This is a genomic window from Terrabacter sp. NPDC080008 (assembly GCF_040702505.1).
GTDB lineage: Bacteria > Actinomycetota > Actinomycetes > Actinomycetales > Dermatophilaceae > Terrabacter.
Genome location: NZ_JBFBLC010000002.1, coordinates 629,952 through 650,914, shown reverse-complemented (window position 1 = coordinate 650,914; position 20,963 = coordinate 629,952). Strand labels below are relative to the sequence as shown.

The following is a 20,963-nucleotide window of genomic DNA, read 5'->3' as shown; positions in this document are numbered from 1 at the left end:
CGTGGGGCCCGTGACGGCCGCGGCGCGTCCCGTGCGGCTCACCGGGCTCCCGCTTCGTGCCGGTATGCCGGCCGCTGGGTATGCGGCTGCCGGGTGACCGCAGAGCGGGCGGGCGGCGCGAGCCGACGACGCGCTCCGTAGAATCGGCCCGGTCCCGTCATCCGGCGCGAAACCCGCGCCGCCGAGAGGAGCCACGTTGTCCCAGTCGCAGCAGCGACCCGATGCCACCGAAGTCCTGACCGCCACCCTCGGCCGGCGGATCATGATCCTCGACGGCGCCATGGGCACGGCCATCCAGCGCGACCGGCCCGACGAGGCCGGCTACCGCGGGGAGCGGTTCGCCGACTGGCCGAGCGACGTCCAGGGCAACAACGACCTCCTGACGCTGACGGCGCCGCACATCATCGCCGGCATCCACCGCGAGTACCTCGAGGCCGGCGCCGACATCATCGAGACCAACACCTTCAACGCCAACGCCATCTCGCTGTCGGACTACGGCATGGAGGAGCTCGCCTACGAGCTCAACTTCGAGGCGGCGGCACTGGCGCGCCGCGAGGCCGACGCCATGACCGAGCGCACTCCGGACCGGCCGCGCTACGTCGCCGGCGCGCTCGGGCCGACGACGCGTACGGCCTCGATCTCCCCGGACGTCAACGACCCGGGCGCGCGCAACGTCTCCTACGACCAGCTCGTCGCGGCCTACCTCGAGGCCGCCCGCGGCCTCGTCGACGGCGGCTGCGACCTCATCTTCATCGAGACGATCTTCGACACCCTCAACGCGAAGGCGGCCATCTTCGCCGTCGAGACGCTCTTCGAGGAGCAGGGCCGGCGCTGGCCGGTCGTCGTCTCGGGCACCATCACCGACGCCTCGGGCCGCACGCTCTCCGGGCAGGTCACCGAGGCCTTCTGGGACTCGATCCGGCACGTGTCGCCGCTGGCCGTCGGCCTCAACTGCGCCCTCGGCGCGAAGGAGATGCGCCCGTACATCGCCGAGATGGCGCGCCTGGCCGACTCGTTCGTCTCCTGCTACCCGAACGCCGGCCTGCCCAACGCCTTCGGCGAGTACGACGAGGCGCCCGAGGAGACCGCGGGCATCGTCGGCGAGTTCGCCGAGGCGGGCCTCGTCAACCTCGTCGGCGGCTGCTGCGGCACCACGCCCGAGCACATCCGGGCCATCGCCGAGGCCGTGGACGGCAAGCCGGTGCGCGAGTTCGGCCCGATCGAGCCGGCGATGCGCCTCTCCGGCCTGGAGCCGTTCACCATCAGGGACGACAGCCTCTTCGTCAACGTCGGCGAGCGCACCAACATCACCGGCTCGGCACGCTTCCGCAAGCTCATCAAGGACGGCGACTACGACACGGCGCTGTCGGTCGCCGCCCAGCAGGTCGAGAACGGCGCGCAGGTCATCGACGTCAACATGGACGAGGGCATGATCGACGGGGTCGCGGCGATGGACCGCTTCCTGAAGCTGGTCGCGAGCGAGCCGGACATCAGCCGTGTGCCGGTCATGGTCGACTCCTCCAAGTGGGAGGTCATCGAGGCCGGCCTGAAGTGCGTGCAGGGCAAGGCGATCGTCAACTCGATCTCCCTCAAGGAGGGCGAGGAGCCCTTCCTCGAGCACGCCCGGCTCGTGCGCAAGTACGGCGCCGCTGCGGTCGTCATGGCCTTCGACGAGGACGGCCAGGCCGACTCGCTCGAGCGCCGCAAGCAGATCTGCGCCCGCGCGTACCACCTGCTCGTCGACGAGGTCGGCTTCCCGGCCGAGGACATCATCTTCGACCCCAACGTCTTCGCCGTGGCGACGGGCATCGAGGAGCACGCGTCCTACGGCCTCGACTTCATCGAGGCGACCCGCTGGATCAAGGAGAACCTCCCGGGCGCCAAGGTCTCCGGCGGCATCTCAAACGTGTCGTTCAGCTTCCGCGGCAACAACCCGGTGCGCGAGGCGATCCACGCCGTGTTCCTCTACCACGCCATCGCGGCGGGCCTGGACATGGGCATCGTCAACGCCGGCGCCCTCGCCGTCTACGACGAGGTCGACCCGGAGCTGCGCGAGCGCATCGAGGACGTCGTCCTCAACCGCCGGCCCGACGCCGCCGAGCGGCTGCTCGAGATCGCCGAGCAGTACAACAAGACCGGCGAGGCCGCCGAGGTGAGCGAGGAGGAGTGGCGCGCCCTGCCCATCGGCGAGCGCATCACCCACTCGCTCGTCAAGGGCATCGACGCGCACATCGAGTCGGACACCGAGATCCTCCGGGCCGAGATCGCCGAGCGCGGCGGCCGTCCGATCGAGGTGATCGAGGGCCCACTCATGGACGGCATGAACGTCGTCGGCGACCTCTTCGGCGCCGGCAAGATGTTCCTGCCGCAGGTGGTCAAGAGCGCCCGGGTCATGAAGAAGGCCGTCGCCTACCTCATCCCGTTCATCGAGCAGGAGAAGATCGACGACCCGTCGCTGGCCACGCAGAAGGACACCAACGGCACGATCGTCATGGCCACCGTCAAGGGCGACGTCCACGACATCGGCAAGAACATCGTCGGCGTGGTGCTCCAGTGCAACAACTACGAGGTCATCGACCTCGGCGTCATGGTGCCGGCCCAGAAGATCCTCGACGCCGCCCGCGAGCACGACGCCGACATCATCGGCCTCTCGGGCCTCATCACCCCCTCGCTCGACGAGATGGTGGGCTTCGCCGCCGAGATGCAGCGCCAGGGGATGACCATCCCGCTGCTCATCGGAGGCGCCACCACCTCCCGCGCCCACACGGCCGTCAAGGTCGACCAGCGCTACGACGGCCCGGTCGTCTGGGTCAAGGACGCCTCCCGGTCCGTGCCGACCGCCGCGGCCCTGCTCAGCGACGAGCAGCGACCTCGCCTGATGGCGCAGATCAAGGAGGACTACGACTCCCTCCGGGCCCGGCACGCGAACAAGCACGAGCGCCCGCTGCTCACGCTCGAGCAGGCGCGCGAGCGCCGCACCCCGATCGAATGGGGCGGCTACCACCCGCCGCACCCGCACCTGCTGCTGCAGCAGGACCACGACGTCTCGACGGTCACCCGCTCGCACGGAGCGGCCCAGCACGTCAAGGTCTTCCACGACTACCCGCTGGGCGAGCTGCGCCGCTACATCGACTGGCAGCCCTTCTTCAACGCCTGGGAGATGAAGGGCAGCTTCCCCGACATCCTCAACAACCCGGCCAGCGGGCAGGCCGCCCGCAAGCTCTACGACGACGCGCAGGCCATGCTCGAACGCATCGTCGAGGAGCACTGGCTCACGGCCAACGGTGTCATCGGCTTCTGGCCGGCCAACTCCACCGGGGACGACGTCGAGGTCTACGCCGACGAGGACCGCACCGAGCCGCTGGCCGTGCTGCACCACCTGCGCCAGCAGGGCGACCACCGCGCCGGCGTGCCCAACCGCTCGCTCGCCGACTACGTCGCCCCGAAGGGCACCCACGACTGGGTCGGTGGCTTCGCCGTCACCGCCGGTCTCGGCGGCGCCGAACGCGTACAGCAGTTCCGGGCGGAGCTCGACGACTACAACGCGATCCTGCTCGAGTCGCTCGCCGACCGGCTGGCCGAGGCGTTCGCGGAGCGGATGCACGAGCGCGTCCGCAGGGAGTTCTGGGGCTACGCGCCCGACGAGCACCTCGACAACGTCGCGCTCATCAAGGAGCAGTACGCCGGCATCCGCCCGGCCCCGGGCTACCCGGCGTGCCCGGAGCACACCGAGAAGGAGACGCTCTGGCAGCTGCTCGACGTCGAGGCCAACACAGGGATCAGCCTGACCGAAAGCATGGCCATGGCGCCGGGCGCGTCGGTCTCGGGCTGGTACTTCTCGCACCCGGACTCGCAGTACTTCGTCGTCGGCCGGCTCGGGCGCGACCAGGTGCAGGACTACGCCGACCGCAAGGGCTGGACCCTCGCCCAGGCCGAGCGCTGGCTGTCGGCCAACCTCGCCTACGACCCGGAGGACTGATCGCGTGACTCTCCCGGACACCACCGCCGAGGCGCGGCCCTTCGCGGCGGCGCTGCCCGCCGCCGTCCTGTGGGACATGGACGGCACGCTCGTCGACACGGAGCCCTACTGGATCGAGGCCGAGCACGAGCTCGTCGGCGCCCACGGGGGAGTGTGGAACGACGAGTTCGCCCACAAGCTCGTCGGCAACGCCCTCGAGGTCTCGGCCCAGCTCATCATCGACCAGTCGGGCATCACCCTCTCGGTGCCCGAGATCGTCGACGCCCTGCTCCAGCGCGTCATCCGCCGGGTCGAGCAGCGGGTCCCGTGGCGTCCCGGCGCCCGCGAGCTGCTGCTCGAGCTCGGCGAGCTCGGGGTCCCGTCGCTGCTGGTGACGATGTCGTGGCGCTCGCTCGCCGACGTCGTGGTCCGCGCTCTCCCCGAGGGCGCCTTCCAGCACCTCGTGACGGGCGACGAGGTGAGCCACGGCAAGCCGCACCCCGAGCCCTACCTCGCCGCCGCGCGGCTCGTCGGGGCCGAGCCCGCCGACTGCATCGCCCTCGAGGACTCCCCGGCGGGTGTGCGCTCGGCGACGGCTGCCGGGGTGCCCACCATCGCGATCCCCCACGTCGTCCCGGTGCCGGCGGTCGACGGGGCCGTGCACATCGACACCCTGGCGGGGGTGCGGGCGACCGACCTCACGGGCATCGTGGCAGGCGTGCGCGCCGGCCGCTGACCGGAGCGGTCAGCGACGGCCCTTGCGCCGGCTGCGCGCCGGTCCCGCACCCCGACGTCGAGGGGCCGCCCCTCGCTGGGGGAGGGCGCGACCGCGCTCCTGCCGGCGTCCCTCCGAGGACGTATGCCGCCCGCCCGGCTCCCCGGGACCCCGGGACTCCCGCGCGTCCTCGGTCGCCTGCCCGGCGCCGCGGCTGGAGCGCTCCGTGCGGCCCCGGACGATCCCGATGAAGTCCTCGATGCGGGGGTCGTCGTCGTCCACGCGCCACGCGAGGCCCACGCCCGACGGCGCCACCCCGGTGACCGGCCGGTGCACGACGTCCTTCCGGTGGTGCAGGCGGGCCACCGACATCGGCACGACGAGGACTCCCGAGCCGGCCGCCACCACCGAGATCGCCTGCCTCGTCGTCATCGCCGGCATGGCCCGGCTGCGGTCGAGGGCCTCTGCCGTCGCGACCCCCGCCCATTCCGGCACGTGTGCCGGGTCCTGCACCAGCACCTCCTCGGCGAGGTCCGCGACGTCGACCTCCTCGAAGGCGGCGATGACGCTCTCCTTGGCGGCCACCACCACCGGCACCTCCTCGTAGAGGGGGATGACGTGAAGACCGTTCCGGTCGATCGGCAGCCGCAGCAGCACCATCGACGCGGACCGGTCACGCAGGTGGGCCGTTGCCTCCTCCTGCTCGACGGGGACAGCGTCCACCGCGGACTCGGGGAACCGGGCGGCCCACGTGCGCAGCCACTTGTCGGGCGTCACGCCGGGCACGAACTCGACCCGGAAGGGTTGGGTCATGCCGGCCTCCCGTCGTGGCCCCCACGGTCGTGGCGGCACGGTCCGAGGCTAGTGCAGCCCGCGTGGTCGGACGCCCGGGCGGCAGCCCCTACGCTTGGCCCATGCCGAAGCCGCAGACCATGAAGCCCCAGACGGCCGCGAACAAGCTCGGGGTCCTGCTCGGTGAGACGCCGCCCGAGTTCCAGGCCGGCGTGGTCAGCCGCGACGAGCTCAACGCCCTGCAGGCGGACCCGCCGCAGTGGCTCTCGGACCTGCGCCGCAACGGCCCGCACACCCGCCAGGAGACGGCGCGCCGCCTCGGCATCTCCGGCTCCGGGCTGGTCCGCGCAGGCGTCGGCGAGCACCTGACGACCGCGCAGATCAAGGCGATCCTCGACGAGATGCCGGACTGGCTCGTGGCCGAGCGCGACATCCATGCCCAGGTGCGCGCCGAGGAGGCCCGGGTCAGGGCAGCCAAGGGCTGAACCGCCCTCCACCGCTCACCCAGGGAGCAGCCGTGACCGAGACCGTCCAGACCTTCCGCACCGTGCTCGAGCCCATGGGCGGCAACAACGTCGCCATCGTCGTCCCGGACGACGTGGTGACGTCGTTCGGACGCGGCAGACGTGTCCCCGTCTCGGTGACCGTCGACGGCGGCCACACCTTCGCCGGCTCGATCGCCTCGATGGGCGGCCGGTTCCTCGTCTCTTTCAACGCCGCGACCCGGGCGGCGACGGGCCGTGGGGCCGGTGACGAGATCGAGGTGCGGCTGGAGCTCGACGACTCGCCGCGCACGGTGGAACTGCCCAATGACCTCCGGGAGGCCCTGCGGGGCGACGCGTCGGCCGCGGCCGCCTGGGAGGCGCTCACCCCGAGCCGGCAGAAGGCGTACGCCCTCTCGGTGTCCTCGGCCAAGACCGAGGAGACCCGTCGGCGGCGCGTGGCCACGGTCCTCGACGCGCTGCGCTCCTAGCGGCCCGTTCGGCGGCGGCTCCCCGGGCCTCAGCGGTGCTGGGCGGTCCAGGCGCCGGCGTGCGCGGCATCCGCAATCAGGTCTGCGATCTCGTCGTGGCGCTCGGCGACCAGCCCGGTGGTGACTCGGACGTGCCCTTCGGGCCCGGTCACCTGCCCGACAGAGAAGGGGGAGCCGGGGGTCACGGCGATGCCCTGGCTCGCCAGGCGCAGCACCGCAGCCGCCTCGTCGCGCACGGGCACCCAGATGTTGAGGCCTTCCGTGCCGGGCACCTCGATGCCGTGGCGCGAGAGGCCGTCCACGACGAGCTGGCGTCGGCGGGCGTACTCCGTGCGCGCCCGCTCGATGTGCTGCGCGCACTCCGCGTCGCGCAGCAGGGCGGTAAGCACCCGCTGGAGCAGACGGCTCGTCCAGCCCTGACCGATCGCCCTGGCGTGCCGGATCGGCGCCAGCAGCGCGTCCGGCCCACTGAGCGCGGCGATGCGCAGGTCGGGGCCGTGGGACTTGCTGTAGCTGCGGACGTGCAGCACCTGGTCGGGAATCCACGCGCCGAGGCTGAGCGGCTCCGACGTCGCGATCGGCCCGCTCGAGTCGTCCTCGACGACGACACAGTCATGGCCGCGAAGCAGGGCCGCCAGATGCTCCGCCTTCTCGGCAGACATGGACACGCCGGTCGGGTTCTGGCCGCGGGGCTGGATCACGACGGCGGCAGGCCGCCGGGCGAGCAGGGACTCGACGCGCGCCAGGTCGAGCCCGTCCTGCTGGACGGGCACACCGACGACGACAGCCCCGCGGTCCTCGAGCAGGTCGAGCAGCGGCGGGAAGCCGGGGTCCTCGACGAGCACGACGTCCCCAGGACGCAGCAGGGCCCTGGTGATCAGGTCGAGCGCGTCCATGGCGCCGTCGACGACGAGGAGGTCGTCGGCGGCATACGGCCAGTCGCGAGCGAGCTCGGTGCGCAGGTCGTGCAGGACGGGGTCGTCGAGGTAGCTGCTCGGCGTGGCGGGGTCGTGCAGCGTCGAGAGCACCGGGACGAGCGGTGGCAGCAGCGCGCCGTCCGGGATGCCGGTCGACAGGTCCAGCTGCACCGGCGACTCGTGCCTCAGGGCCCGGGAGTAGCGCTCGCCCCCGCGCGCGGTGGGGGCCACCGTCGTGCCGCGGCGCCCGTCGGAGCGGATGGTGCCCGAGCGTGCGAGCAGCTGCCAGGCGGCGCTGACGGTCGTGGGCGACATCATCAGCTCGGCAGCCAGCTGTCGGATGGGCGGCAGCTGGTCGCCCGGCCGGAGTGCCTGGTCGCGGATGGCTCTGGAGACGGCCTGGGCCAGGCCCTTGGCGGTCGGGGCGTCGAGGCGCTCCTCGAGGGAGGAGATGACGGCGCGCATGTTCGTAACATAGCAACGACTTCATTGTGTGGCCCGAAAGTGGAACGTAATCTTGGGTCCATGACGACGACTCCGACCGTGTCAGCCATCGACCACTGGATCTCGGGCAGCCGCCGGCCCGGTGCCTCCGGGCGCACCTCGCCCGTCTACGACCCTGCCACCGGGCAGCAGACCGGCGAGGTGCCGCTGGCCTCCGCCGGCGAGGTCGACGAGGCGGTCAAGACCGCCGTCGCAGCCGCCCGCGAGTGGCGCGCCAGCTCCCTCTCCAAGCGGTCGGCGGTCCTCTTCGCCTTCCGGGAGCTGCTCCACAGCCGCACCGACGAGCTGGCGGCGATCATCACCGCCGAGCACGGCAAGGTGCTCTCCGACGCGGTGGGCGAGATCGCCCGCGGGCTCGAGAACGTCGAGTTCGCGACGGGCGTCCCGCAGCTGCTCAAGGGTGGCTTCTCCGAGCAGGCGGCCTCGGGCGTCGACGTCTACAGCATCCGCCAGCCGCTCGGCGTCGTCGCCGGCATCACCCCGTTCAACTTCCCGGTCATGGTCCCGCTGTGGATGTGCGCCAACGCCATCGCCTGCGGCAACACCTTCGTGCTCAAGCCCAGCGAGAAGGACCCGTCGGCCTCGCTCTTCCTCGCCGAGCTGTGGAAGGAGGCGGGGCTGCCCGACGGCGTCTTCACCGTCGTGCACGGTGACAAGGAGGCAGTCGACGCGCTCCTCGACCACGAGGACGTCGCCGCCATCAGCTTCGTCGGCTCGACCCCCATCGCCAAGTACATCTACGAGCGCGGCACGGCGAAGGGCAAGCGCGTCCAGGCCCTCGGCGGTGCCAAGAACCACGCCCTCGTGCTCCCCGACGCCGACATCGACATGGCAGCCGACGCCATCGTCTCGGCCGCCTACGGCGCCGCCGGCGAGCGCTGCATGGCCCTGTCCGTCGCCGTGGCGGTGGGCGAGGTCGGCGACGAGCTCGTCTCGGCCATCTCCTCCCGCCTGCCGCAGCTGACGGTCGGCGCCGGCGCCGCGGAGGGCACCGACATGGGTCCCCTCATCACCCGTGAGCACCGCGACAAGGTGGCCGGCTACGTGGCCGCCGGCGCCGAGGCCGGGGCCACCGTCGTCGTCGACGGCCGTGAGCAGGACGTCCCCGAGGACGGCTTCTTCCTCGGGATGACGCTGCTCGACGACGTGACGCCCGACATGACCGTGTACCGCGACGAGATCTTCGGCCCGGTGCTGTCGGTCGTGCGGGTCGCCACCTACGACGAGGGGCTGGCGCTCATCAACAGCAACCGCTACGCCAACGGCACCGCGATCTTCACCCGCGACGGGGGAGCGGCCCGCCGCTTCCAGAACGAGGTCGAGGTCGGCATGGTCGGCATCAACGTGCCCATCCCGGTCCCCGTCGCGTACTACTCCTTCGGTGGCTGGAAGGACTCGCTCTTCGGCGACACCCACATGTACGGCCCCGAGGGCATCAACTTCTACACCCGCGGCAAGGTGGTGACGCAGCGCTGGCCCGACCCGGCCACCTCGAGCGTCGACCTCGGCTTCCCGCGCACCCGCTGACCGCAGAAGGGACCCATCACATGACCGAGCTCGACCAGCGCACCGTCGTCAAGGACCTCCTCGACCACATGAGCGGGGACGAGGTGCGCGCGCTCGACCGCGAGCACGTCTTCCACTCGTGGTCGGCCCAGGGCCTCATCGACCCGCTGCCGATCGCCCGCGCCGAGGGCTCCTACTTCTGGGACTACGACGGCAAGCGCTACCTCGACTTCAGCAGCCAGCTCGTCAACGTCAACATCGGCTACGGCCACCCCAAGGTGGTCGCGGCGATCCAGGAGCAGGCCGCGCGCCTCGCGACCATCCAGCCCTCGTTCGCCAACGACGCACGCAGCGAGGCCGCGCGCCTCATCACCGAGGTCGCCCCCCAGGGCCTGTCGGCGGTCTTCTTCACCAACGGTGGGGCCGAGGCCAACGAGAACGCCATCCGGATGGCGCGCCTGCACACCGGCCGGCACAAGGTGCTCGCGACGTACCGCAGCTACCACGGCGCCACCGCCGGCTCCATCACGCTCACCGGTGACCCGCGCCGCTGGCCGTCCGAGCCGGGGCTCTCGGGGATCGTCCACTTCTGGGGCCCCTACACCTACCGCTCGGCCTTCCACTCCGAGACCGAGGAGCAGGAGCGCGACCGTGCCCTGCAGCACCTGCGCGACACGATCATGGTCGAGGGAGCGCACACCATCGCGGCCATCATCCTCGAGACGGTGGTCGGGACCAACGGCATCCTCGTGCCGCCGGACGGCTACCTCCAGGGCGTGCGCGACCTGTGCGACGAGCACGGCATCGTCCTCATCGCCGACGAGGTCATGGCCGGGTTCGGCCGGTGCGGAGAGTGGTTCGCGGTAGACCACTGGGGCGTGACGCCCGACCTGATCACCTTCGCCAAGGGCGTCAACTCCGGCTACGTCCCGCTCGGCGGCGTCATCATCTCCGACGCGATCCGCGCCACCTTCGACCAGCGGGCCTACCCCGGTGGCCTGACCTACTCCGGCCACCCGCTGGCGTGCGCCTCCGCCGTCGCGTCGATCAACGCCTTCCGCGAGGAGGGGATCATCGACAACGCCCGGATGCTCGGCACCGACGTCATCGGCCCCCGTCTGCGCGAGATCGCCGAGAAGCACCCCAGCGTCGGCGACGTGCGCGGGCTCGGCGTCTTCTGGGCGGTGGAGCTGGTCCGAAACCGCGAGACGCGCGAGCCGCTCGTGCCCTACAACGCCGCCGGCGACGCGGCGCGCCCGATGACCGCCTTCGCCGCAGCGTGCAAGGAGCGCGGCCTCTGGCCGTTCACGCACTTCAACCGCACCCACGTCGTGCCGCCGTGCACGACCACTCCGGCGGAGATCGAGGAGGGCCTCGCCGTGCTCGACGAGGCGCTCGCCGTCGCCGACGAGTTCACCGCCTGAGCCGTATGCCGTGTGCTCCCTCCGCCGTGGGGCCGGGTCCTCGGGGCCCGGCCCCACGGCGTCTCCTCCCAACTTCCGCGGGGCGGGCCGGCCCCGCCCAAGCGGGTGTGCCATTTCATGGACGGGCCCGTGAGCCGGTGTCAGACTTGTTGGACAAGTTCAGTGAGCGGTGAGACGGGTAGCGCCTGACGCGAACGCAAGGCGTCGCCGGGCTCGAGTCGCCGAGGCGACGACACGGCATACGGCAGCCCACGGGCAGTCCGTCGATCCGCGCGCACGGGTGCTCTCGCCCGACCGTCCGGCCGTCCGCTCAGCGCCCGCAGGGAAGCGAGAGCCCGGCTGACCGGCAGCCGGCTGATCCGGACAAGGAGAGGCTCCGATGTCTGACACCAACATCACCACACCCCAGGCGGGCATGACCGCGGCCACGACGCCACTGACCCCGGTACCGCCCGCGACCGCCGCCACGGCCGACCCCGCCCCCTTGGGGCTCGCCGCCTTCGCCATGACGACGATGGCCCTGAGCGTCGTCAACACCGGCATCCTCAACGCCGCGCTCGCACCCACGGTGCTGGCGCTCGCCCTCTTCTACGGCGGCGGCACCCAGCTGCTCGCCGGCATGTGGGAGTTCCGCCGGGGCAACACCTTCGGAGCCGTGGCGTTCAGCTCGTTCGGCGCCTTCTGGCTCTCCTACTGGTTCCTGGCCACGTTCATCCTCAGCGCACCGGCCCTGGCCGTGGTCGCCGGAGACGTGCACAAGGCGGTCGGTCTCTACCTGCTCGGCTGGGCGATCTTCACCGCCTACATGACGGTGGGCTCCTTCCGGGTGAGTGGCGCCACCGCAGCGGTGTTCGTCCTGCTGACACTGACCTTCATTGCCCTGTGCATCGGTGCCTTCGCCGCCACGGTGCCGTCCACCTCGTCGTGGACGAAGATCGGCGGTTGGCTCGGCCTCGCGACGGCACTGGCCGCGTGGTACGCCTCGTTCGCCGGCGTGACGAACGAGACGTTCAAGCGCACCGTGGTGCCCACCTGGCCGATGTCGCCCGCTGCACGCGCCCGCTGAGCTCTGATCTGCCGGACCCGGCCGCCGAACCGCTATGCGGCCGGGTCCGTCAGGTCTGGCGCCTGAGCACGAAACGTCCAAAGGGGATGCGCCCGGACACAACGGGCTGCCCCGTGACGGCGTGCGCCCACAGTGCGGGACGCGGTGACCGCCAGTTGGCGTGAGCCGGGGCCACCGACCTAGGCTCGAACGCCATGACATGCCCCTCCGCCACCCCGTCTAACGCCACCCCTGCCACGCCGCACGTCCGCCGGCGGGGCGGCACCGTGAGCCGCCTGCTGCGTCGTGTCCGGCGCGTCTACGAGCTGCACTGTGCCCGCGAGGACGCCCGGGTGCGCGGCATCGTCGTGCCGCTCGGGGTCTGGGTGTGCAACTGCGAGCACGTCAGCCTCGACCGCCTGGCGTTCGTGCGCCACCTCGGCGAGGTCCACGCCTGATCCGCCGACTGGATCGCGTGGCGGCTGCTCTCCTGCCGGGGGTTGCACCCCGACCGTCACCGCTGTCGCCTGGGGGCGACCCCGGCCTCGACGTGCTCACAGGGTCGTCGACGACACTGGCGCACCGGAGAGCGGCCCGACCAGGAGCGCTGAACGGTGAGAAGGATGTCGAGTGCAAGGACGACGCCACCACGGTCGTGGACGGCCCCTGACGGCCCCGTCGCGGCAGAGGATGCGGCGGCGCGACCGTTGGGCGCTCGCGACCGTGACCCTCGTGACACTGCTCGTCGGGGCGGCGCCGGCAGTCGGACAGTCGCTGAGCGACGGCACCCCCGTGGAGGTAGCCGGGCCGGCGGCCACGGTCCTGAGCTCCGACCCTAGCGGCCAGGGCCGCCTCGTCGAGGCCTTCGGCGACGTACGCCACGCCCGTGACATCGCCGTCATCGTGCCGGGTGTCGGCTGGACCGGTCCTCTCCTGAAGGACGAGAGCGGCGCCGGCCGTCGCCACCCAGCGGTCCAGGCCCGCAGCCTGCTCGCGGAGATGGAGCGCCGGGCTCCCGGCACCCCCGCGGCGGTGGTGGTCTGGCTCGACTACGACCCGCCGGCCGGCATCGACGCAGACGCCGCCCGCTCCGACCGCGCCGTCCAGGGCGCGCCTCGGCTCGCAGCCTTCCTCCGCACGCTCCCTCGGTCGTCGCGAGTGAGCCTCGTGTGCCACAGCTACGGCTCGGTGGTGTGCGGCCGGGCTGCACCGCACCTGAAGGTGTCGGCGCTCGTGGTCGTCGGCTCGCCGGGGATGGACGTCTGGTCGCGGTCCGGGTTGCACACGTCGGCGAGGGTGTGGGCCGGCGTCGCTGCCGACGACCCCATCGGCCTCGTGCCGCACACCCGGATCGACGGCCTCGGTCATGCCGCCGACCCGACGACGCCCGCCTTCGGTGCGTTGCCGCTGCCGGTCGAGGGCGCGCACGGACACAACGGCTACCTCGTCGCGGGCACTGCGTCGCTGCGCGCGATCGCGCAGATCGCCTCCGGGCAGCAGCCGAGCAGCGCCGGGGCCACGCCGTAGCACGTTCGGCCGACCGGAACCGCGGCACGGCCGTGCCGGCGTGTCGGCGTGCGATGGTCAGGCGTCGATCTCGACCAGGCCGGTCACGCTCGGGTCCACGGCGCGCGAGGCGGCATCGACGGGCAGCGGCGGGGGAGTGCCGCCCCAGGCCGGGCACAGCGCCCGGTGGTCGCACCAGTCGCACAGGCGGCTCGGGTTCGGTCGCCAGTCGCCGGTGGTCGCCGCACGCTCGATGGCCTGCCACAGCGCCTTGACCTTGCGCTCCGTGCCGAGGAGGTCCTGCTCGTCCGGCTCGTAGGCGACGATCTCGCTGTTGCCGAGGTAGACGAGCTGGAGCCGCTTGGGGATGACGCCGCGCTGGCGCCAGAGCACGAGGGCATAGAACTTCATCTGGAAGAGCGCCTTGGCCTCGAAGTGCTCCGACGGCGACCGTCCGGTCTTGTAGTCGACGACGCGCATCGCCCCGCTGGGGGCGACGTCGAGTCGGTCGACGTAGCCGCGCAGGACCAGGCCGTCCACCTCGGTCTCGACGTAGAGCTCGCGCTCGGCGGGCTCGAGGCGGGTGGGGTCCTCGAGGCCGAACCAGGTCTCGAGGAGCGCGGCCGCCCCGGCGAACCACTCGTCGGTGCGTCCGTCGTGCTCGGTCAGCAGGTCGAGCATCGCCGGCTCCTCCTGGGCGAGCCGCTCCCACTCCGAGGGCACGAGGCCGACCGCCGCGTCCACGGTGCGCTCAGCGGCAGGAAGGTCGAAGAGCCGCTCGAGGACGGCGTGGACCAGGGTGCCCCGCGCCGTGGCCTGGGTCGGGGGCGACGGGAGCTTGTCGATGACCCGGAAGCGGTAGAGCATCGGGCACGACATGAAGTCGGCGGCTCGACTCGGGGACAGCGCTGCAACCATGGGCCCGACTGTATGACGGGGCGCCGACACCGTCGTGACGGCACCCACAGCAGCTCCACACCCTCCTCATGGCCGGGGCCGCGTCCACCCACCGCAGCAGGGCATAGGGTCGGGCCATGAGCACCCGCGCGCGTCCTGACGCGGCTCACGGCTGGCGCATCGGCACCCTCGCGGGCACCCCCGTCTATCTCGGTCGCTCCTGGCCGGTGATCGCGATCGTGATCGTCGTCGTGTTCGGGCCCAACCTGTCGCGTCCCGACCGTGGCGCCTCCTACGGCTACCTGCTCGCGGCCGGCTACGCGGTGCTGCTGCTCGTGTCCGTGCTCGTCCACGAGGCGGCTCACGCGCTCGCCGCCCGCTGGCGGGGGCACCCGGTCAGCCGGATCGTCGCCGATGTCTGGGGCGGGCACACCGTCTACGACTCGACGCGCAGCTCGCCGACGACGACGGCACTCGTGGCGCTCGTCGGGCCCCTCTCCAACCTGGTCCTCGCTGCAGTGGTCTGGGGCGTGCGCTCGGTCGTCGTCAACGACACGGCTCAGACGCTGCTCGGGATCGTCGCCTTCGCCAACCTGCTGGTCGGCATCTTCAACCTTCTGCCGGGGCTGCCCCTCGACGGCGGCCAGATCGTGAGCGCGCTGGTGTGGCGTGCGACCGGAAGCAAGGGTCGTGGGCTGGTGGCAGCCGGCTGGCTCGGGCGCGTCATGGCCGTGGCGACGGTCGCGTGGTTCGTGCTGCGCGCCTTCCTCTCCGGCGCGACGCCCCAGCTCTTCGACATCGTGTGGCCGGTCGCCATCGCGTTCTTCCTCTGGCAGGGCGCCACGGGGGCGGTGCGGGCCGGGCAGATCCATCTGGCCAGCGCGTCGCGTGCCGTGGACGTCCTCGAGCCGCTCGTGATCGTGCCCGGCAGCTCGACCCTGTCCGAGGTCGCGGCGATCGCGCGGGGGGCCTGGGTGGGCGCGGCCGACGACGACGGGTGGCCGACGGGGCTGCTGGACCTCGAGTCCGCCGCGCGGGTGCCACTGGAGAGCCGTGACCGCACGGCCATCGAGTCCGTGACGCTGGCACAGCCGGCTACCTGGGTCATCGCGCTCCCGCGGGATGCTGTCCTCACCGACCTCATACGCGTCATGAGCGATGCGGAGCTGTCACTGGCTGTGGTCGTCGACGAGTCGACGCGTGACGTGCTGGGCCTCGCGCGCGCCGAGCGGATCAACAGCGTCGTCGGTGCCGAGCTGGCGCGGCGCGGGCGGCGCTGACCCCGCAGGGCGCAGCGACTTCGCGCGACTGTCCACACCTCCCGGCAGACCGGGGGGCTGTCCACAACCGGTCGCGAGGCACTGGGTGGCGCACCCTCGACCGGTCCACAGTCGGGTGGAGGCCCGACGGGCGGGCCGAAGGAAGGCGCCATGACCGCGAGCCGCACCACGACCAACCGCAGCACGAGCAACGGCAGCACGACCAACGGCACCACGACCAGCCGCACCGCAACGAGCGGAGCCGCATCCAGCGGGACCGAGAGGGTGGCCGCCCCACCGCAGCGTCCCCGTGGGAGGCGGTCCACGGAAGCTTCAGGCCCTGCCGCGTCCGAGCAGGTCCAGGGGCCGGCCCCACGCAACGAGGTGCGCCTCGGTGGTCGCCTCGCAGCACCCGCGGAGGAGAGGGAGCTGCCCAGCGGAGACCGCATCGTCACCTTGCGGGTCGTGGTCGCGCGCACTCCTGCCACCGGCCGCCGGCGGCAGGCGCTCGAGGGGCCCAGGCGTGCCACGGTCGACACCATCGACGTGGTCTGCTGGACGGCAGCCACCCGCCGCACGGCGCTGCGCCTGCGGGCCGACGACCTCGTCGAGGTGGACGGCGCGCTGCGGCGCCGGTTCTTCGGGGGCGCGACCGGTCGCCAGAGCCGCTACGAGGTCGAGGCGACGGCGCTGCGCAGGGCGTCCGGAGGTGCTCCCACAGGCACCTAGACTGTGCTCCCATGACGGACGCCGAGCAGGCCCAGGACGGGCAGCACCACGCCGAGCACCTCGGTGACCACGCCCCGGCCCAGGAGGCGCCGGCCGGGCAGCCGCGGGCCGAGATGCTCTCGGCCGAGCCGGTCCCCAGCGACGAGCTGCCCACGGACAGACTTCCCACCGGGTCGCAGCCCGACGGCGATCGCTCCGCGGACACGCAGGAGGCGGCTCAGTCGGAAGCTCAGGCGGCGGCGCCCGAGACCGCCGGGCACCGCGGCGTCACCGGCGCGCACGCCCGGCGCGGCGTCTTCGAGGTCGGGGAGCGGGTGCAGCTGACCGACCCCAAGGGCCGCCTGCACACCATCACCCTCGAGCCCGGCCGCGAGTTCCACACCCATCGCGGGTTCCTGCGCCACGACGACCTCATCGGGTCACACGACGGCTCCGTGGTCACCAACACGGCGGGGGTCGAGTACCTCGCGCTGCGTCCGCTGCTCAGCGACTACGTCATGTCGATGCCGCGCGGTGCTGCGGTCGTCTATCCCAAGGACTCCGGCCAGATCGTCCAGATGGCCGACATCTTCCCGGGGGCGACCGTCGTGGAGGCCGGCGTCGGCAGCGGGGCGCTGTCGATGTCGCTGTTGAGAGCCATCGGCGAGCGCGGCCGGCTGCTCTCGTTCGAACGGCGGGCCGACTTCGCCGACATCGCCCGCGGCAACGGCCGCGCCTTCTTCGGCGGGGACCACCCGGCCTGGACGGTGACGGTGGGAGACCTCGTCGAGTCCCTACCGGCCATGGTCGACCCGGGCACCGTCGACCGTGTCGTCCTCGACATGCTGGCCCCCTGGGAGTGCCTCGACGCCGTCTCGGACGCACTCATCCCCGGTGGCGTCCTCATCTGCTACGTCGCCACGACCACGCAGCTGAGCCGCGTCGCAGAGGGCATCCGCGCCCACGGGGGCTTCACCGAGCCCTCGGCCTGGGAGTCCCTGGTCCGCGGCTGGCACCTCGAGGGACTGGCCGTGCGCCCCCAGCACCGCATGCACGGCCACACCGGCTTCCTCATCACGACCCGCCGGCTGGCGCCGGGCGTCCCGGCTCCCGAGCGCAAGCGGCGTCCGGCCAAGGGCGCCTACGGTGAAGCCGACCCCACGAACGGGGACGGCGCCGCGGGCACCACGGCCGGGGCCGCGGTCATCGCCGGATCCACTGCATCCACCGACGTGCCGGCAGAGGCCTGGACGGCCGAGGCCCTGGGGATGCGGGTCAAGAGCGACAAGACGATTCGACGCGTCCGTCGATCACTGGCTGATACATCCGACGACATCGCGTGATGCAGGGTTAGGGTCGAATGGTCACTGTGTGCGAGTGACCATTCGAGGAGGCCGAGATGTCTGACGACGTCCGATACCCAGACCAGCAGGGTGCCGCCGGTGCCCGAGACCCCCGGGAGCAGCAGCCCACGGACCTGGCGGCGGGCGACCGGGAGCTCTCGGCGCTGCGCGCCGAGGTCCAGGCGCTGCGTGATGCGGCACGCCACTCTCCCCAGCGGACCCGCGAGCTCGAGGCACGGCTGGCCCACGTCCAGACGAGCCTGTCGACCCTCTCGTCCCAGAACGAGCGCCTCGTGCGCACGCTCAAGGACGCCAGGGAGCAGATCGTCACCCTCAAGAAGGAGGTCGACCGGCTGGCCCAGCCGCCGAGCACCTACGGGCTGGTCATCGACGCCCCCGAGGAGGGGGCCATCGACATCCTCACCGGGGGGCGCAAGATGCGGGTGGCGATCAGCCCGTCCGTCGACCAGCAAGACCTCGGCCTCGGTCGTGAGGTCATGCTCAACGAGGCGCTCAACGTCGTCTCGGTCCACGGGTACGAGCGCGTCGGTGAGGTCGTCACGGTCAAGGAGCGCATCGACGACGAGCGCGTCGTCGTGGTCACCCACGGCGACGAGGAGCGGGTCTGCCGCATCGCGACGCCCCTGCTGGCCGAGGTCATCCGCGTCGGGGACTCACTGACGCTCGATCCCCGGTCCAACTTCGTGCACGAGGTCATCCCCAAGCTCGAGGTCGAGGAGCTGGTCCTCGAGGAGGTGCCCGACGTCGACTACGCGGACATCGGTGGCCTGTCGGGACAGATCGAGCAGATCCGCGACGCGGTGGAGCTGCCCTTCCTGCACCCGGAGCTCTACAAGGAGCACGCCCTGAAGCCGCCCAAGGGCGTGCTGCTCTACGGGCCTCCCGGCTGCGGCAAGACGCTCATCGCCAAGGCGGTCGCCGCCTCGCTCGCCCGCCAGGTGTCGGCGCGCACCGGGAAGGCGACCGAGAAGAGCTACTTCCTCAACATCAAGGGTCCTGAGCTGCTCAACAAGTACGTCGGCGAAACCGAGCGGCACATCCGGCTCATCTTCCAGCGGGCGCGCGAGAAGGCGTCCGACGGCTCGCCGGTCGTCGTCTTCTTCGACGAGATGGACTCGCTCTTCCGCACCCGCGGGTCGGGCGTCTCGAGCGACGTCGAGACGACGATCGTGCCCCAGCTGCTCGCCGAGATCGACGGCGTCGAGCGGCTCGACAACGTCATCGTCATCGGCGCCAGTAACCGCGAGGACATGATCGACCCGGCGATCCTGCGCCCCGGCCGGCTCGACGCGAAGATCAAGATCGAGCGGCCCGACGCCGAGAGCGCCCGCGACATCTTCAGCAAGTACCTCACGAGCAACCTGCCGCTGCACGAGCACGACCTGGCCGTGCACTCGGGCGACCGCGACGCCACGATCGAGGCGATGATCACGGCTGCGGTCGAGCGGATGTACTCCGAGATGGAGGAGAACCGCTTCCTCGAGGTCACCTACCAGGGCGGTGACAAGGAGATCCTCTACTTCAAGGACTTCAACTCCGGCGCCATGATCCAGAACATCGTCGACCGGGCCAAGAAGCTGGCGATCAAGGACTTCCTCACGACGGGTCAGAAGGGCATCCGCGTCGAGCACCTGCTGGCCAGCTGCGTCGACGAGTTCAAGGAGAACGAGGACCTGCCCAACACCACCAACCCGGACGACTGGGCTCGCATCAGCGGCAAGAAGGGCGAGCGCATCGTCTACATCCGCACCCTCATCAAGGGCAAGGACGGCACCGAGCCGGGCCGCTCGATCGCGACGGCCAACACCGGCCAGTACCTCTGACCGAGCCCGTATGCCGGGTGGCCCGAGTTCCCGGGCCACCCGGCCTCTCGCCGTGCCCGGCCGTGCCAGGACCATTCGTGGCCTCTCGACGTTGGAGAAGGGGCCACTCGTGGCCTCTCGACGTTCGAGAAGGGGCCACTCGTGGCCTCTCGACGGTTCAAGGCGGGGGCTCTAGGCGGCGTTGCGGGCGCGGACGCGGCGGGCGGCATACGCCCCCAGCGCCCGCCAGCCGAGCAGGAAGAGCGCGAGCACGACCGACGCCACCACCACGAAGCTCACCGCCGTGCCCAGGCCGACCGCGCGGCGCAGCAGCATGCCGACGAGCACCGTCGCGAACCACACGGTGACCCCCGGTGCCACCTCGACCGGCCAGGCACCCCGCCGCGCCCGCACGACCAGCCAGCCCAGGCCCGTGCCGACGAGGAAGGGCCACGCGGTCAGGGCCGCGCCGACCACCGGTCCCGCCTCGTCGTGGCTGGCGCGGCCGATGCCGGCGAAGACGAGCACGAGGACGACGTCGAGGAGCAGGGCGACCGCGGGCCGGCGCCACCAGGGCACGCGGCTCACGGCAGCGTGTCGAACGGCAGGCGAGGCTGGGGCGGGGCGTGCGTCGGGTCCACGCCCTCGAAGAGCGAGCTGACCGAGCGGCCGTGGTGGATGCGGCTGATCGCCTCGGCGAAGAGGCCTGCGACCGAGCGGACCGTCAGCTCGGGCCAGCCGTCGGGCGCCGGCACGGTGTCGGTGGTCACGACCTCGGTGACGAACGGGTGTCCACGCAGCCGCTCGACGGCCTTGCCGGCGAAGAGCCCGTGCGTGCACACGATGGCTGCCTCGGTCGCTCCCGCCTCGCGCAGCCGGTCCATCAGCTCGAGCATGGAGCCACCGGTGGCGATCTCGTCGTCGAGCACGATGGCGCGACGTCCGGCGACGTCGCCGACGATCGAGTCGATGACGACCCGGTCGTCCGCCACCCGCTGCTTGGACCCGGCCGCAACGGGCAGGCCCAGCAGGCGGGCGAACTGGGTGGCCACCTTGGCATTGCCGAGGTCGGGGCTCACGACGATCGAGCGGGACAGGTCGGTGCCGCGGAAGTGGTCGGCGAGCACGCCGATGGCGGTGAGGTGGTCGACCGGGGTGGAGAAGAACCCGTGCACCTGCGGTGCGTGCAGCGCCATCGTCAGCACGCGGGAGCACCCGGCGGTGGCGATGAGGTCGGCCACGAGGCGGCCGCCGAGCGAGATGCGCGAGGCGTCCTTCTTGTCGGAGCGGGCGTACGCGTAGTGCGGCATGACCGCGGTGATCTGGGCCGCCGAGGCGCCGCGGGCGGCGTCGATCATGAGCAGCAGCTCCATCAGGTGCTCCTGCGTGGGCGGCACCAGCGGCTGGACGATGTAGACGTCGCGCTGGCGGCAGTTCGCCAGCAGCTGCGCCTGCAGGCAGTCGTTGCTGAAGCGCTTGATCTCCGCGGGGGAGCGCGTGACCCCGAGGTGCGCGCAGATGCGGTCGGCCAGCTCCAGGTGGGCCGAGCCGCTGAAGACCACGACGTCGTTCACTTCGAGACCATCCCTTGCA

General features: G+C 71.8%; 18 protein-coding genes. 13 read left to right on the top strand and 5 right to left on the bottom strand.

Translation table 11 applies throughout. The features are described 5' to 3' along the window. Window positions 1-262: 262 nt before the first annotated feature. Both metH and AB0316_RS09030 read left to right on the top strand, forming a co-directional pair. Window positions 263-3,979 (top strand): methionine synthase, encoded by a 3,717-nt coding sequence (gene metH / locus AB0316_RS09035; RefSeq protein WP_366272837.1) that lies wholly within the window; start codon window positions 263-265, stop codon window positions 3,977-3,979. A 4-nt stretch (window positions 3,980-3,983) separates the two neighbouring features. Then, window positions 3,984-4,694 carry an HAD family hydrolase gene (locus AB0316_RS09030; protein WP_366272375.1) on the top strand — a complete coding sequence of 237 codons (711 nt, stop codon included), beginning with the start codon at window positions 3,984-3,986 and terminating at the stop codon, window positions 4,692-4,694. A 9-nt stretch (window positions 4,695-4,703) separates the two neighbouring features. Here AB0316_RS09030 and AB0316_RS09025 read toward each other — a convergent pair whose 3' ends face one another. After that, complete coding sequence (locus AB0316_RS09025) at window positions 4,704-5,486, bottom strand: LysR substrate-binding domain-containing protein (RefSeq protein WP_366272373.1); 783 nt, start codon at window positions 5,484-5,486, stop codon at window positions 4,704-4,706. Window positions 5,487-5,587: 101 nt separating this feature from the next. Here AB0316_RS09025 and AB0316_RS09020 point away from each other — a divergent pair, with 101 nt between their 5' ends. Then, window positions 5,588-5,950, top strand: coding sequence for a DUF5997 family protein (locus AB0316_RS09020; protein ID WP_366272371.1), 363 nt, complete (start codon window positions 5,588-5,590; stop codon window positions 5,948-5,950). A gap of 32 nt (window positions 5,951-5,982) precedes the next feature. Next, window positions 5,983-6,438, top strand: a complete 456-nt coding sequence (locus tag AB0316_RS09015) for a YdeI/OmpD-associated family protein (RefSeq protein ID WP_366272369.1) — start codon at window positions 5,983-5,985, stop codon at window positions 6,436-6,438. 29 nt (window positions 6,439-6,467) lie between these two features. Here AB0316_RS09015 and AB0316_RS09010 read toward each other — a convergent pair whose 3' ends face one another. Next, window positions 6,468-7,820: a PLP-dependent aminotransferase family protein gene (locus AB0316_RS09010; protein ID WP_366272367.1), complete on the bottom strand. Its 1,353-nt coding sequence runs from the start codon at window positions 7,818-7,820 to the stop codon at window positions 6,468-6,470. A 60-nt stretch (window positions 7,821-7,880) separates the two neighbouring features. Here AB0316_RS09010 and AB0316_RS09005 point away from each other — a divergent pair, with 60 nt between their 5' ends. From AB0316_RS09005 to AB0316_RS08985, 5 genes are all read left to right on the top strand, one after another. Next, a complete protein-coding gene (locus AB0316_RS09005) occupies window positions 7,881-9,386 on the top strand; it encodes a CoA-acylating methylmalonate-semialdehyde dehydrogenase (protein ID WP_366272365.1) in 1,506 nt (501 codons plus the stop codon). A gap of 20 nt (window positions 9,387-9,406) precedes the next feature. Further along, window positions 9,407-10,789 (top strand): aspartate aminotransferase family protein, encoded by a 1,383-nt coding sequence (locus AB0316_RS09000; protein WP_366272364.1) that lies wholly within the window; start codon window positions 9,407-9,409, stop codon window positions 10,787-10,789. A 379-nt stretch (window positions 10,790-11,168) separates the two neighbouring features. Beyond that, entirely contained in the window at window positions 11,169-11,855 is a 687-nt protein-coding gene (locus AB0316_RS08995; RefSeq protein ID WP_366272362.1) for an acetate uptake transporter, read from the top strand. A 266-nt stretch (window positions 11,856-12,121) separates the two neighbouring features. Next, on the top strand, window positions 12,122-12,292 hold the full coding sequence (locus AB0316_RS08990) for a hypothetical protein (protein WP_366272360.1): 171 nt from the start codon (window positions 12,122-12,124) through the stop codon (window positions 12,290-12,292). Window positions 12,293-12,557: 265 nt separating this feature from the next. Next, window positions 12,558-13,361, top strand: coding sequence for an alpha/beta hydrolase (locus AB0316_RS08985; protein WP_366272359.1), 804 nt, complete (start codon window positions 12,558-12,560; stop codon window positions 13,359-13,361). Between the two features lie 57 nt (window positions 13,362-13,418). On the opposite strand, the gene AB0316_RS08980 is transcribed toward AB0316_RS08985, so the two are convergent. Next, the gene (locus tag AB0316_RS08980) at window positions 13,419-14,258 is read right to left on the bottom strand and encodes a PD-(D/E)XK nuclease family protein (RefSeq protein ID WP_366272358.1); all 840 of its coding nucleotides are present in this window, start codon (window positions 14,256-14,258) and stop codon (window positions 13,419-13,421) included. Between the two features lie 116 nt (window positions 14,259-14,374). On the opposite strand from AB0316_RS08980, the gene AB0316_RS08975 reads away from it, so the two are divergent. The 4 genes from AB0316_RS08975 (at window position 14,375) to arc (ending at window position 19,391) form a co-directional block, all read left to right on the top strand. Further along, entirely contained in the window at window positions 14,375-15,517 is a 1,143-nt protein-coding gene (locus tag AB0316_RS08975; protein WP_366272357.1) for a site-2 protease family protein, read from the top strand. 150 nt (window positions 15,518-15,667) lie between these two features. Continuing rightward, complete coding sequence (locus AB0316_RS08970) at window positions 15,668-16,225, top strand: single-stranded DNA-binding protein (protein ID WP_366272356.1); 558 nt, start codon at window positions 15,668-15,670, stop codon at window positions 16,223-16,225. An 11-nt stretch (window positions 16,226-16,236) separates the two neighbouring features. Then, window positions 16,237-17,547, top strand: a complete 1,311-nt coding sequence (locus tag AB0316_RS08965; protein WP_366272355.1) for a tRNA (adenine-N1)-methyltransferase — start codon at window positions 16,237-16,239, stop codon at window positions 17,545-17,547. Window positions 17,548-17,603: 56 nt separating this feature from the next. Then, window positions 17,604-19,391, top strand: coding sequence for a proteasome ATPase (gene arc / locus AB0316_RS08960; protein WP_366272354.1), 1,788 nt, complete (start codon window positions 17,604-17,606; stop codon window positions 19,389-19,391). Window positions 19,392-19,562: 171 nt separating this feature from the next. Here arc and AB0316_RS08955 read toward each other — a convergent pair whose 3' ends face one another. Both AB0316_RS08955 and AB0316_RS08950 read right to left on the bottom strand, forming a co-directional pair. Next, entirely contained in the window at window positions 19,563-19,958 is a 396-nt protein-coding gene (locus AB0316_RS08955) for a DUF3054 domain-containing protein (RefSeq protein ID WP_366272352.1), read from the bottom strand. Further along, window positions 19,955-20,944 (bottom strand): ribose-phosphate pyrophosphokinase, encoded by a 990-nt coding sequence (locus tag AB0316_RS08950; RefSeq protein ID WP_366272351.1) that lies wholly within the window; start codon window positions 20,942-20,944, stop codon window positions 19,955-19,957. The genes AB0316_RS08955 and AB0316_RS08950 overlap by 4 nt, the downstream gene beginning before the upstream one ends. Window positions 20,945-20,963 lie beyond the last annotated feature (19 nt).

Bases quoted from the DNA above. Each gene is read 5' to 3' on its own strand.
- metH (WP_366272837.1), top strand. From the start codon at position 263: ATGATCCTCGACGGCGCCATGGGCACGGCCATCCAGCGCGACCGGCCC.
- AB0316_RS08965 (WP_366272355.1), top strand. From the start codon at position 16,237: ATGACGGACGCCGAGCAGGCCCAGGACGGGCAGCACCACGCCGAGCAC.
- AB0316_RS09020 (WP_366272371.1), top strand. From the start codon at position 5,588: ATGCCGAAGCCGCAGACCATGAAGCCCCAGACGGCCGCGAACAAGCTC.
- AB0316_RS08970 (WP_366272356.1), top strand. From the start codon at position 15,668: ATGACCGCGAGCCGCACCACGACCAACCGCAGCACGAGCAACGGCAGC.
- AB0316_RS08980 (WP_366272358.1), bottom strand. From the start codon at position 14,258: ATGGTTGCAGCGCTGTCCCCGAGTCGAGCCGCCGACTTCATGTCGTGC.
- arc (WP_366272354.1), top strand. From the start codon at position 17,604: ATGTCTGACGACGTCCGATACCCAGACCAGCAGGGTGCCGCCGGTGCC.
- AB0316_RS09005 (WP_366272365.1), top strand. From the start codon at position 7,881: ATGACGACGACTCCGACCGTGTCAGCCATCGACCACTGGATCTCGGGC.
- AB0316_RS09000 (WP_366272364.1), top strand. From the start codon at position 9,407: ATGACCGAGCTCGACCAGCGCACCGTCGTCAAGGACCTCCTCGACCAC.
- AB0316_RS09025 (WP_366272373.1), bottom strand. From the start codon at position 5,486: ATGACCCAACCCTTCCGGGTCGAGTTCGTGCCCGGCGTGACGCCCGAC.
- AB0316_RS08975 (WP_366272357.1), top strand. From the start codon at position 14,375: ATGAGCACCCGCGCGCGTCCTGACGCGGCTCACGGCTGGCGCATCGGC.
- AB0316_RS09010 (WP_366272367.1), bottom strand. From the start codon at position 7,820: ATGCGCGCCGTCATCTCCTCCCTCGAGGAGCGCCTCGACGCCCCGACC.
- AB0316_RS08995 (WP_366272362.1), top strand. From the start codon at position 11,169: ATGTCTGACACCAACATCACCACACCCCAGGCGGGCATGACCGCGGCC.